The organism is Rhodococcus sp. AD45-ID (assembly GCF_003023755.1).
GTDB lineage: Bacteria > Actinomycetota > Actinomycetes > Mycobacteriales > Mycobacteriaceae > Rhodococcus_F > Rhodococcus_F globerula.
The window spans coordinates 2,206,219-2,218,483 of the sequence record NZ_PYHL01000001.1; the positions used below are offsets into that span (position 1 = coordinate 2,206,219).

The window sequence follows — 12,265 nt, forward strand, 5'->3', positions numbered from 1 at the left end:
AGCAGCACTTCTACCACTGTTGACAACCACGGCGCGCGTGCTGAATATTCGAGGGCGCGCGTTCGTATTTCTCTAAACGCACCTTCCTCGTCCACACTCTCCCGACAGGCGCATTCCATGTATGACGCAGTCATCTGTGAACCCGTTCGTACGCCAGTAGGCGGATTCGGCGGGGTCTTCAAAGACGTTCCGGTAACCACGCTTGCGGCCACCGTGATGCGGGGACTGATCGAGCGGACCGGACTCCAGTCCGCCGATATCGACGACGTCGTCTTCGGTCAGGGTTACGCAAACGGCGAGGCCGCTGCCATCGGGCGCATCGCAGCACTCGATGCCGGACTGGATATCTCGGTTCCCGGCATTCAACTCGACCGCCGTTGCGGATCCGGTCTGCAGGCAATCATCTACGCGGCCATGCAGGTTCAGACCGGCATGAGTGATCTGGTGATCGCCGGCGGTGCCGAAAGCATGAGCGGCGTCGAATTCTATTCCAACGACATTCGTTGGGGTACGAAGAAACCCTCGGTCGAGTTCCACGACCGCCTGGCCAAACCCCGCACCAACTCGGGAGGCGTCAATTTCCCGGTCGAAGGCGGCATGATCGAAACGGCCGAAAACCTGCGACGCGAATATGCGATCTCACGCGACGAACAAGACCGCTACGCGCTTCGCTCGCACGAGCGTGCCGTGAACGCACAGGACAAGGGATACTTCGACGAGGAGATCATTCCTGTCACCGTCCCATCCCGCCGCGGCGACGCGAAAGTTGTTACCCAGGACGAGCATCCGCGTCGAGATGTGCAACTGTCCGACCTCGCCGCACTGCGCCCGCTGCGTAGCCGCGTCGACCCGGACGCGACCGTTACCGCCGGAAATGCCTGCGGGCAGAACGACGGCGGCGCGGCGGCCATCGTCACCACGCCCGCCAATGCCGAACGACTTGGATTGCGCCCCTTCGCGAAGCTGGTCAGCTGGGGCGTCACCGGCGTCGAACCGAACCGCATGGGCATCGGCCCCGTTTCTGCGGTGGCAAAAGCGCTCTCACGGGTCGATCTACAACTCTCCGACATCGATTTGATCGAAGTCAACGAGGCATTCGCCGCTCAGGTCCTCGCGTGCGCCCGCGCCTGGGGTCTGAGCGAGACGGATCTCCTCGAACGGTTCAACGTCAACGGTTCCGGCATCTCACTGGGCCACCCCGTCGGCGCTACCGGCGGACGAATCCTCGCGAACCTGCTGCGTGAACTCGACCGTCGCCAGGGCCGCTACGGAATCGAATCCATGTGCATCGGCGGCGGCCAGGGCATCGCCGCGGTCTTCGAAAACCTACGACGATAAAACGTTGGGGCGCTATCCGATCGATCCGTCTCGGTGAAGGTCGGCGATCTGATCGGCCGTGCGCCCCAACTCCGTCAGAATCGACTCGGTGTGCTGACCAAGGGAGGGCACATCACCCATCTTCATTTCCACGTCGGAGAAGGTCATCGGGGGTAGCACAGCGTCGATGGGCCCAACTTCTGTTCCCACGGATCGCCACCGCGAACGCTCGTCCAGCTGAGGGTGTTTCAGCAATCCGCCCATGTCGTTCAACGCTGCTGCGGGCACACCGGCAGCGGCCAGACGCTTATCCAGTTCTGCGGTCGAATACAGCCGCGAGAGTGATCCGACCATCTCATCCACCTCGGCTCGATTCTCGACCCGGACGATATTGGTGGCATATCGCGGATGATCCACCAGATCTTCCCGCCCGAAGACGTCAACCATGAGCGTCCGCCATCCGCGCTCATTCTGGACTCCGATGAGGATCTCACCATCCGACGTCGGGAACGAATCGTACGGAACGATGGCCGCATGCCCGAGCCCGACTCGCGGAATCTGCTTGTCCGCATACATTTTCATGTACATCGGGTGGCCGAGCCACTCGACGGTCGCGTCGAACATCGACACGTCGACCGTTGCGCCTTTGCCAGTTCTCTCCCGACGGAACAAGGCACCCAGTATCGATGTCAGCGCGTACATCCCGGCTGCGATGTCGGAAACCGGAACACCCGTTTTCGTAGCCGTCTCGGGTGTTCCGGTCACCGAGATCATTCCGGTCTCGGCCTGCACCAACATGTCGTACGCCTTGCGCTCACGACGTGGTCCGGCGCTGCCGTATCCCGACATGTTGATCACGATGAGCCGAGGGAACTCTGCTCGGAGCGTGTCCGCACCGAAGCCCAGTCGATCTGCAGCATCCGGGGCGAGGTTCTGCAAGAAGACGTCGGCTTCCGCGATGAGATCGAGCACGACTCGACGGCCGGACTCCGACTTGACGTCGACGGCAATCGATTCCTTGGAACGATTGAGCCACACGAAGTGCGAGCCCTGACCGCGCACCGCGTCGTCGTAGTGACGAGCGAAGTCGCCCTCACCCACCCGCTCGATCTTGATCACGCGAGCACCCATGTCCGCGAGATGCCGACTGGCGAGCGGCGCCGCAACGGCCTGTTCCAACGCCACCACGGTAATCCCGTCGAGTGGGAGATCCGAATGCGACTGTCCCATGTCAGAGTCCATTCCTGAATTGAAGCACGCGCCTCAGATGTGGCGCCCGCCCGTAATTTCCAGGACGGTACCGGTCAGGTAGCTCGACATATCACTCGCGAGGAACACCACCACGGACGCAACCTCGGACGGTTCCGCGGCACGACCCATCGGAATTTCGGCCAGCTTGCTGTTCCAGACGCGCTCCGGCATCGCTTCGGTCATCGCAGTGCGAATCAGTCCGGGCTGGACGGCATTGACCCGAACATTCTTGAACGCAACCTCTTTGGCAGCAGCCTTCGTGAGACCGACGATTCCGGCTTTGGCGGCCGAGTAGTTGGTCTGACCCAACATGCCGACCTTGCCTGAGATCGACGAGATGTTCACGATCGATCCCGTCTCACGCTCACGCATGCGGGCCGCGGCTGCGCGAGTTCCGTTCCAGGCACCCTTGAGGTGGACGGCAATCACGTCGTCGAAGTCCTGCTCCGTCATGTTCCGCATTGTCGCGTCACGTGTCATGCCGGCATTGTTGACCATGACATCGACTGGGCCGAAAGCGCTTTCAGCTAGATCGAGCATTGCCTCGACCTGGTCGGAATGGCGAACGTCGCACGAGATGAACCGCGCCACGGAGTCGCCACCGAGCTCAGCTGCGGCAGCGACGCCGACAGTCTCGTTGATATCGCCGATCACCACGGTGGCGCCTTCTTTGATAAAGGTTCGGGCAATTTCGAACCCGATACCCTGTGCGCCGCCGGTCACTACTGTCACCTTGCCGTCCAACAGTCCCATGTCCACTCCATTCGTCAGTTGAAGAAAGTACGTGCTGTATTACTTCGCTTGCTTCTTCGCTTGCGACACAAGACCGCCGCCGAGTATCAACCGCTGAATTTCACTGGTTCCCTCGTACAAGCGCAGCAACCGCACTTCCCGATAGATCCGTTCGACAGGAACGCCCCGCATGTACCCGCTGCCACCGTGGATCTGGACAGCGAGGTCAGCTACGTTTCCGACCATCTCGGTGCAGTAGAGCTTTGCCGCAGACGGTCCGAGTCGACGGTCCTCGCCGCTGACGTAGCGCGCCGCAACCTCACGGACCATTGCCCGACCGGCCATCACACCTACTTGTTGATCTGCGAGCATCGCTTGGACCAATTGGAAGTCACCGATCACAGTCCCACCCTGTTCCGTGACAGTGGCAAAGGCGACAGATTCGTCGAGGGCTCGCTGGGCTGCTCCCACCGACAATGCGGCAATATGAACGCGTCCACGTGCCAAGGAAGTCATGGCAGCGCGATATCCGGTGTCTTCGTCGCCCCCGACCAGGGCCGATGCAGGGACGCGCACGTTGTCGAAGCTGACCTCGGAGGTCCAGGCACCTTCCTGACCCATCTTCTTGTCCTTCGGCCCCACCGTGACACCTTCGGTATCGGCCGGGACCAGGAAGACAGCGATACCGGGACCGTCGGAGTCGGCCGGACGCGTGCGTGCGAACACGACAAACAGTTGCGCTGTCGGGGCATTGGTGATGAACCGCTTGTTGCCGTTGATCACCCAGTCGCTCCCGGCGCGGACTGCCTTGGTCCGCAGGCCGGCGGGGTTGGATCCCGCGCCCGGTTCGGTCAGTGCGAAGGACGCGACTACCTCACCCGACGCGATGCGTTCGAGCCATTCCGCCTTCTGCTCATCGGTGCCGAAGCCGACGAGTACCTGTCCGGCGATGCCGTTGTTGGTGCCGAACATCGAGCGCAGAGCAAGCGACGTGTACCCGAACTCCATCGCGAGTTCGACGTCTTGCGTGAGGTCGAGGCCCAGACCACCCCATTCCTGGGGAATGGCGTAACCGAACAGTCCGATATCGGCGGCCTTCTTCCGGATGTCCTCCGGAATTGCATCGGTATCGGCTATCTCCTGCTCACGAGGGACAACTTCCTTCCGGATGAATTCCCTTGCCGTCGCCAAGATATCGGCGAAGTCGTCCGCGTCGACCTGCATACCCACCACTCACCTTGCTCGTTCCACGTTAATGCGTCTTCCGAAGTCAATCCGGTCGAGCATTATGAGTCAAAGACTTGAAAACGAACCGAAGGTAAGGCGATGCCTATATCGGCGCTATCGAATCGATCAGGCCCCAGTCGAGCGCACGCTCCGTATTGATCGCAGCACCGGAGAGAAACAGGTGGTAGGAGCGCCAACGCCCGATCCGGCGCGGGATGGACACAGTGCCACCCGCTCCCGGAATCAAGCCCATCGAGATCTCAGGCAGGCGGAACACCGTATCCGGGTGCGCACACACATCGGCGGCAAAGGCCGGCACCTCGATGCCCGCTCCCACGCAACTTCCGTGAACCTGTACCTCGATTCGATCGGACAGGCGCGCCATCAGCCGCGCGGCTCCCGATCGGGTTCGAATCAGATGCGCGATCGCCAGATCCGGAGTGGTGCCGAACTCGTCGAGATCACCTCCCGCGGAGAACGACGGCCCAGCGCCGTCGAGCAGCACCTTCTCGATGCCGGGGTCCATCACGGCGACCTGTAATGCTGCGACCAGCCCGTCACGCACCTGCGCCCCGTAAGCGTTCCGACGTTCCGGGCGGTTGAGCGTGATGTGTAACAACGCATCTCGACGCTCGATCAGCACCGGTTCCTGCGGAGCTGGGGGCGGCAGCGGCCGTGGTCCTCGACCAGTGAGCCACCGCTTGAAGTCCGGAGTGCCCAACAGCGTCGAGTAGGCCAGGGATTCCACGTCAAGCGCTGCTGGGATCGACAGGTTTTCACCCAACCGCAGAACCTGCGATGCAACAACTGATGCATAAGGATTTTCTTGGAAGCGGTCGAAGACAGATGCCAGTTCAGCGTCGGGATCTTCGACACCCACAAACTCTCGGACGTTCTCGGTCAATACCGTCGACACCGTCGAGTCGAGCGACCGCGCCAGTGTTCTTGTTGCGGCATCCGGTGTGCGGCCCGTGTACCGCCCGAGAACAACACGGTCGGACCCGAGGACTTTTGCCGACACCGCACGGGCTTCATCCTCTGAGAACTCCTCGTCCAGGTCGACCACGACCACTGGATTATCAAGTGCGCCACCGTCTGCGAGAAGTGGAAGATCGATCCTGCCGTCGAGAATGTCCTGCGGCGACAGCGCGTGCATCTGGTTGACCATCTTCATCCTTCTCGAGCGCCGAATCATTGCTCGGCTTCCTGCACCCGACGGCAGTTCTGCACGCGGGATACCTTTTCCGGTAATACTTTTCGGAGTGTAACATCGGAGAATGTTTGCCTGGCCCGACGACGCGGACGAGGACCGCCGCGTCCTCGACTGGCTCGGCAGCGGGATAGTGCCACTCACCGGCTCGCCCGACGAATCTCCCAGAATTCCCCCGGGAAACGCCGCCACCCTGGCACGGCACCTCGGTGAATTCATCAACGGCAACGAAGACGGAGCCCGCTTTCTTTCCGAACGCGCGGCCTTCACCGGATTCACCCGCAGCGGTTCAATCTCTCTCGGAGGCAGTTGCCGCCTCCTCCCTACACAGGACGGCTGGGCAGCCGTGTCCTGTGCCCGACCGGACGACCCGATTCTGCTCGGTGCACTGATCTCCGCGGAGATCGATGATGATCCCTGGCCGGCGGTCAGTGCCTGGTTAGCCGAACACCCCGGAGTCGAGTTGGCCGAGCGCGCAGCCCTACTCGGGTTGGCGGCTGCCCCGGTCGCACGCCCAACTGCGTCAGTTCCCGCGCCCACTACCCGGCGATCGGTCAAGAATCTGCTTGTTGTCGACTTCAGTGCACTGTGGGCGGGTCCTCTGTGCTCACACCTACTCGGAGCCGCGGGCGCGCGGGTCGTCAAGGTGGAGACCCCGACACGACCGGACGGAGCACGTCGCGGTAACAGTGAGTTCTACGAACTACTGCATGCCGGGCACGAGTCCGTCGTCCTCGATCCGAGTGCCGCTCCCGACAGGTCGGCGCTGGCGCAGCTCGTGGAACGCGCAGACATCGTTATCGAGGCGTCGCGGCCACGCGCACTCGCGGGCTTCGGGCTCGATGCAGAAGCTGCGGCCGCATCCGGTACCACCTGGATCTCCATCACGGCGGCAGGAAGAAACTCCGCTCGCATCGGATTCGGTGACGACATCGCAGCATCAAGTGGTCTTGTTGCACAAGATAATTCAGGTGCGCCCGTATTTGTCGGCGACGCGATAGCCGATCCCCTGAGCGGACTCATGGCAGCCGCCCTCGCCATGTCGGAGACGCCCACCGGCGCAGGATATCTCTGGGACCTGTCGATGGCCGACCTCGTCGCGTCGACGCTCACCCAGGGAACCGATGCTCCGTTGCCCCCATCGTGCATTGTGGCTATTCCGGAGAAACGCCAGTACGTCGGCAGTGCGTCCACCTCCGGCTCTGACACACACGCCGTTCTCCGCGGCCTCGGAATCGTCGCCCCGTGAACCATCTGCTGATCACCAATTGTTCTGTCGGTGGCCGTCACAGCCTCGACATTCGCATCACGGGCGGCGTGATCACGGAGATCGGCCGCGGACTGACTCGCCACGGCGAGGACGTCCTCGACGCCGACGGCAATCAGATCATTCCCGGCCTGTGTGATCACCACATCCACCTACATGCGCTGGCTGCCCGACGCAGTTCCGTGGAATGTGGCCCGCCGGCCGTCCGAAATTCCGGAGAACTAGCTGCCGCACTACAGGTTTCACCAGGTTCCGACGGCTGGGTGCGAGGTGTCGGATACTTCGAATCGGTAGCGGGCGATCTCGATCGCGATGCCCTCGATCATCTTCACGCATCACGACCTGTTCGTATCCAACATCGCAGTGGCGCAATGTGGGTGCTCAACACAGCGGGCGTCGTTGCAGCCGGATTGGAACAGGCTGACCATCCCGGTATCGAACGCGATGCAGCCGGAAAACCAACCGGCCGAGTGTGGCGCGCAGATTCCTGGCTCCGAGCGCAGATTCCGGGAAATGCCCCACCGCCGTTACGCGATGTGGCGACCGAACTGTCGAGACTCGGCGTCACTGCGGTAACTGATGCAACGCCGGACCTCGCTCCGGAGAGCATCGAAACCATTTGCGCAGCAATGTCTTCGCGCGAACTACCCCAACGGGTTCATCTCCTCGGCGTGCCACTGGGTGTCTCACTGCCGTCGACGGAACCAACCGTCGGCCCGTACAAGATCGTGCTTGCCGATTCCGGACTTCCCGATCTCGAACAGCTTGCCGCCGTTATCGAGTCCGCACACTCCATCGGGCGAGCGATTGCAGCACACAGTGTCAGCCGCGAAGCTCTGCTGATCTTGCTCTCCGTACTCGGCGAAATCGGCACGATCCCTGGTGACCGGATCGAACACGGCGCATTGATTCCGATCGAATCCATTTCCGAGATCAACCGCCTCGGTTTGTCTGTCGTAACCCAGCCGGGGTTCATTGCCGATCGCGGTGACGACTACCTCGAACATGTTGCTGCCATCGACCACCAGGATTTGTACCGTTGCCGATCCTTGCTGGATGCATCTGTTCCGGTGGCGTTTTCGAGCGACGCACCGTACGGACCACTCGACCCGTGGGCAGTTATCGCAGCGTCACAGGCGCGGTTGACACCCGCGGGCACTGTTCTGGGCGATGCGGAGACAATCGACTACAACACCGCACTGGACGCCTATCTCGGCCGTCCTGGGGATCCAGGCGGCCCACCGCGCCGGGTAGAAGTCGGCGCAGCGGGCGATCTGGTTCTGATCTCCCGCTCGCAGCTGCCGTCAGTACTCGCAACCATCATCGGCGGCAAGCAGGTCTACTAGACCGTGCGCAGTTCCCGCTTCAACAGCTTCCCACTTTGATTCCGGGGAAGTTCCTCCACAAATCGAATGTGCTTGGGCACCTTGAAGGGAGCGATCTTTTCCTTCACGTAGGCGATCAACGCCTCCGGCGTCATGGCGTCTTGACCGTCCTTGAGAACAACGATTGCGGTGATCGCTTCGATCCACTTCTCGTCAGGTGTTCCGATGACGGCAACTTCGGCAACACCGGGATGCGTGTAGATGGCGTCTTCGACTTCACGGGATGCGACGAGAATCCCGCCCGTGTTGATGACGTCTTTGATGCGGTCGACGACGGTGATGAACCCTTCACTGTCACGCACGACGAGGTCGCCGGAATGGAACCAGCCGTCGCGGAAGGCTTCTGCGGTTGCTTCCGGGTTTTCCCAGTAGCCATTGCAGAGTTGCGGTGAACGGTAGAGAACCTCACCAGAGACACCGTCCGCAACATCGTTACCCTCGGCGTCGACAACACGGGTTTCCACGAAGAACACTGCCCGACCGCACGACGACGGCCGATCCGCGTGCTCGTCCGGCTGCAGAACTGCTGCCAGCGGGCCGATTTCGGATTGTCCGAAGCAGTTGTAGAAACCGATGTCGGGGTAGCGCTCGCGCAGACGGTTCAGCACGGTGACCGGCATGATCGACGCACCGTACTGCGCTTTCTTCAGCGACGACAGATCCCGGGTCTCGAGATCGGGATGATTGGCCAGCGGCACCCAGACGGTGGGAGCGAGGAAAAGTGAGCCGATCTTGTCGGCTTCGATGCGGCGCAGAATCTCCGGGATGTCCGGTGCCGCCATCACGTTGACCGTCGCGCCGACAGACAGGTACGGAAGCATGAACACGTGCATTCCCGCAGAGTGGTACATGGGCATGCAGATCAAGGGGTTATCTGCCTTGTCGAGCCCGAGCGCGATCACCGACGACACGTACTCGTGGACCAGAGCGGCGTGAGTCATCATCGCGCCCTTGGGCTTCGACGTCGTTCCCGACGTGTAGAGCAACTGCGCGAGATCGGTCGACGAGGCTCGCGGTTCGAAGTCCGGGACCTCACCCGACGTGCTGATGGCGACCACTGAATTCGTGTCGTCCCGCAGCGGCACAACGTGGTCGATATCGAGATCGCCGCGCACGGAGTCCAACGTCGGCAGCAATGCCGGATCCACCAGAACGGCCCGAGCGCCGGACTGCGCAACCAGGTAGCGCAGTTCATCACCCTTGAGCGCGTAATTCACCGGAACATGGACCAATCCTGCCCGACAACTCGCGAGGAACCCGATGACATATGCGTCGGAGTTGGTTCCGTACGCGGCCACACGATCGCCGTGCTCCAAGCCGAGGTCGACGAGGTGCGCCGCGACCCGCGTTACCGCCTCGTCGAGTTCTCGATAGGTGCGCGAGCGATCTTCGAAAACAATGGCCACCCGATCGGGGTACTTGGCTGCCGAGCGCCGAAGCACTCCGTCGATGGTGTTGGTACGCGGGTCCAGGCTCATGAACGATAGATTATCGGACGTCCAACTAATCCGAAAGGGTGTAGTTCATTTGTTCTGCCACTCCGGCGCCCGCTTCTCCACAAACGCCTGCATACCTTCCTGAGCGTCGCAGGTCACGGCGTTTGTTGCCATCGTTTCCGCCATTGCCTCGTACGCCTGCGCCTGGGGCAGATCGATCTGCTGATAGAACGCCTGCTTACCGATCCGAACCGTCAGGGGGCTGGCGGTCGTGATCTTCGCAGCCAAGTCGCGCACTTCCCGGTCGAGGTCAGCCGGGTCGACCACGAAGTTCACCAGCCCCCAATCAGCCGCCGTCTCAGCATCGATGGTTTGGCCCGTCAGCAGCATCTGCATCGACCGTTTGCGGCCAACTGCCCTGCTCAGGGCCACCATCGGTGTGGAGCAGAACAACCCGATCTTCACTCCGGGAGTACCGAAGACAGCATTCGACGCCGCCACGACAAGGTCGCAGGACGCCGCCAACTGGCATCCTGCCGCGATTGCCGGTCCCTGCACGGCAGCGATCACCGGCTGGGCGATCTGCTGGACCGTTTCCATCATCTCGGTGCAGCCGTCGAATATCGCGCGCTCGTCATCGAGGGTGCGGCCGATCATCTCCGTCAGATCGTGGCCGGCCGAAAACACGGGCCCCTCGGCCCGCACGACAACGATGCGGACTCGCGGATCGGCGGAGAGTTCCCGAAGTCCCGCTGTCACCTCGCTCATGGTCTGCGCCGAGAGCGGATTGCGCCGCTGCGGCTGATCGAGCGTCAGAAATCCGATGCCCGTCGACTCTTCGACTGATGTAGCTACCGCACTCTCGTTTATCTGCGTCTTCGACATGCGTCCTCTCTACCAATCGAATCCGTCCCGGTCAACGAGACGAAACGGGCAGCTCGTACCGAAGCGTCGATACCTTTTCAGTTAATACTTCGCCACTACGAGGAGTGCCCATGAGCACCGACGCCATCATCACCACCGACCTTGCGCAGATCCTGCAGGCGCAACACGACGCCACCCGCGCCGCGGGAGCGCCGACTGCAGAGGAACGTCGCCGGCGCATTCAACAGGTGATCGACCTGCTCGTGGCGAACCACAAAGATCTGACCGAAGCCATGAACGAAGACTTCGGTGGACGCCTCCCGGCCTACTCGGTCATGAATGACGTTCTCGGATCGATGGTTTCACTCAAGCACGTCCGAGATTCCCTCGAAGACTGGATGGTTCGCTCTCCGCGCTCCACCGGCGCCGTCCAGGATCAGCTGGGCGCCAAGGCTTACGTCGCGTACCAGCCCAAGGGTTCCATCGGCATCATCGGCACCTGGAACGCACCCCTCTTCACACTCTTGAGCCCCCTCGCCTGCGCACTCGGTGCCGGTAACCGTGCCGTACTGAAGCCCTCAGAAATCGTGCCGCATACCGCTGCCGTCCTGGCCGACGCCGCGGCGCGCACCCTCGATCCACTCGAAATCGCCGTTGTCACAGGCGGACCCGATGTCGCCGACAACCTCACGTCACTGCCCTTCGACCACTTGGTCTTCACCGGAAGCACGTCCGTCGGCAAGCTCGTGATGGCAAACGCCGCGAAGAACCTCGTGCCGGTCACCCTCGAACTGGGCGGAAAGTCGCCGAGCGTCCTGGGCAAGAGCGCAGACTTCGCCGAAGCTGCACACCGACTGGCTATTGCTAAGTCCACCAACGGCGGTCAGCTCTGCGTCTCCCCCGACCTGATCTACGTTCCGCGTGAAGGCATCGAACGCTTCATCACCGCGTTCGCAAATTCGTTCACCGGCCTCTTCCCCACCGTTGCCGACAACACCGACATGGTCTCCATCGTCAACGACCGCCATCTCGCCCGCATCGAGGGATACATCGCCGATGCCGCGGATCGTGGGGCACGCATCATTACCGTTCCCGACGAAGAACTTTCGGCCGACACGCGTCGACGCCCACTGCGGATGGTCGTCGATCCTCCGGCCGATGCCGAGATCATGAAGGAAGAAATCTTCGGGCCGGCCGTCGTGATCTTGCCTTACGACGAGATGGATGCCGTTGTCGCCGATATCAACTCGCGCCCGAAGCCCTTGGCTCTGTACTACTTCGGTACCGATCTCGACGAGAAGGAATCGGTGCTCGAGCGCACCAATTCCGGTGGCGTCACGATCAACGACGCGATGGCGCACCCAGGTCTCTCCGACGCACCGTTCGGCGGCGTCGGCGCGTCCGGAATCGGCCACTACCACGGCCGCGAAGGATTCCTCGAGTTCAGCCACGCACGTACGGTTCTCGAAGCGGCAGAACATGATCCGCGCGGCGAGTGGGGCATGTTGCCGCCGTACGGTGACAGCTTCGAGCAGATGATGCTCGCTCAGGTCACACCTTAGGGGCACAGCCCCTG

At 61.9% G+C, this 12,265-nt stretch carries 10 protein-coding genes; 4 read left to right on the forward strand and 6 right to left on the reverse strand.

Translation table 11 applies throughout. The features are described from left to right. Window positions 1–117 precede the first annotated feature (117 nt). Window positions 118–1,338 (forward strand): acetyl-CoA C-acetyltransferase, encoded by a 1,221-nt coding sequence (locus tag C7T36_RS09975; protein ID WP_045065029.1) that lies wholly within the window; start codon window positions 118–120, stop codon window positions 1,336–1,338. Between the two features lie 12 nt (window positions 1,339–1,350). Here C7T36_RS09975 and C7T36_RS09980 read toward each other — a convergent pair whose 3' ends face one another. From C7T36_RS09980 to C7T36_RS09995, 4 genes are all read right to left on the reverse strand, one after another. Continuing rightward, a complete protein-coding gene (locus C7T36_RS09980) occupies window positions 1,351–2,559 on the reverse strand; it encodes a CaiB/BaiF CoA transferase family protein (protein ID WP_371851327.1) in 1,209 nt (402 codons plus the stop codon). 21 nt (window positions 2,560–2,580) lie between these two features. Further along, window positions 2,581–3,321 carry a 3-oxoacyl-ACP reductase FabG gene (gene fabG / locus C7T36_RS09985; protein WP_033233311.1) on the reverse strand — a complete coding sequence of 247 codons (741 nt, stop codon included), beginning with the start codon at window positions 3,319–3,321 and terminating at the stop codon, window positions 2,581–2,583. A 39-nt stretch (window positions 3,322–3,360) separates the two neighbouring features. Then, on the reverse strand, window positions 3,361–4,524 hold the full coding sequence (locus C7T36_RS09990) for an acyl-CoA dehydrogenase family protein (protein WP_045066720.1): 1,164 nt from the start codon (window positions 4,522–4,524) through the stop codon (window positions 3,361–3,363). Between the two features lie 106 nt (window positions 4,525–4,630). Continuing rightward, entirely contained in the window at window positions 4,631–5,695 is a 1,065-nt protein-coding gene (locus C7T36_RS09995) for an enoyl-CoA hydratase/isomerase family protein (protein WP_045066721.1), read from the reverse strand. Between the two features lie 109 nt (window positions 5,696–5,804). Between C7T36_RS09995 and C7T36_RS10000 the strand changes: the two genes are divergently transcribed. Both C7T36_RS10000 and C7T36_RS10005 read left to right on the forward strand, forming a co-directional pair. After that, complete coding sequence (locus C7T36_RS10000; protein WP_045065032.1) at window positions 5,805–6,986, forward strand: CoA transferase; 1,182 nt, start codon at window positions 5,805–5,807, stop codon at window positions 6,984–6,986. Next, window positions 6,983–8,350 carry an amidohydrolase family protein gene (locus C7T36_RS10005; protein WP_045065033.1) on the forward strand — a complete coding sequence of 456 codons (1,368 nt, stop codon included), beginning with the start codon at window positions 6,983–6,985 and terminating at the stop codon, window positions 8,348–8,350. Before C7T36_RS10000 ends, C7T36_RS10005 begins: the two co-directional genes overlap by 4 nt. Here C7T36_RS10005 and C7T36_RS10010 read toward each other — a convergent pair. Together C7T36_RS10010 and C7T36_RS10015 are read right to left on the reverse strand one after the other, a co-directional pair. Then, window positions 8,347–9,867: an acyl-CoA synthetase gene (locus C7T36_RS10010; protein ID WP_045065034.1), complete on the reverse strand. Its 1,521-nt coding sequence runs from the start codon at window positions 9,865–9,867 to the stop codon at window positions 8,347–8,349. The genes C7T36_RS10005 and C7T36_RS10010 overlap by 4 nt on opposite strands. Before the next feature lie 45 nt (window positions 9,868–9,912). Then, entirely contained in the window at window positions 9,913–10,710 is a 798-nt protein-coding gene (locus tag C7T36_RS10015; RefSeq protein WP_045065036.1) for an enoyl-CoA hydratase, read from the reverse strand. A gap of 110 nt (window positions 10,711–10,820) precedes the next feature. On the opposite strand from C7T36_RS10015, the gene C7T36_RS10020 reads away from it, so the two are divergent. Beyond that, window positions 10,821–12,251, forward strand: coding sequence for an aldehyde dehydrogenase family protein (locus C7T36_RS10020; protein WP_045065038.1), 1,431 nt, complete (start codon window positions 10,821–10,823; stop codon window positions 12,249–12,251). Window positions 12,252–12,265: the final 14 nt, after the last annotated feature.

What these genes read in the sequence shown, in the direction of transcription:
- fabG (WP_033233311.1), bottom strand. Translation starts at nt 3,321, where the DNA reads ATGGGACTGTTGGACGGCAAGGTGACAGTAGTGACCGGCGGCGCACAG.
- C7T36_RS10015 (WP_045065036.1), bottom strand. Translation starts at nt 10,710, where the DNA reads ATGTCGAAGACGCAGATAAACGAGAGTGCGGTAGCTACATCAGTCGAA.
- C7T36_RS10000 (WP_045065032.1), top strand. Translation starts at nt 5,805, where the DNA reads ATGTTTGCCTGGCCCGACGACGCGGACGAGGACCGCCGCGTCCTCGAC.
- C7T36_RS10010 (WP_045065034.1), bottom strand. Translation starts at nt 9,867, where the DNA reads ATGAGCCTGGACCCGCGTACCAACACCATCGACGGAGTGCTTCGGCGC.
- C7T36_RS09995 (WP_045066721.1), bottom strand. Translation starts at nt 5,695, where the DNA reads ATGGTCAACCAGATGCACGCGCTGTCGCCGCAGGACATTCTCGACGGC.
- C7T36_RS09990 (WP_045066720.1), bottom strand. Translation starts at nt 4,524, where the DNA reads ATGCAGGTCGACGCGGACGACTTCGCCGATATCTTGGCGACGGCAAGG.
- C7T36_RS09980 (WP_371851327.1), bottom strand. Translation starts at nt 2,559, where the DNA reads ATGGACTCTGACATGGGACAGTCGCATTCGGATCTCCCACTCGACGGG.
- C7T36_RS09975 (WP_045065029.1), top strand. Translation starts at nt 118, where the DNA reads ATGTATGACGCAGTCATCTGTGAACCCGTTCGTACGCCAGTAGGCGGA.
- C7T36_RS10020 (WP_045065038.1), top strand. Translation starts at nt 10,821, where the DNA reads ATGAGCACCGACGCCATCATCACCACCGACCTTGCGCAGATCCTGCAG.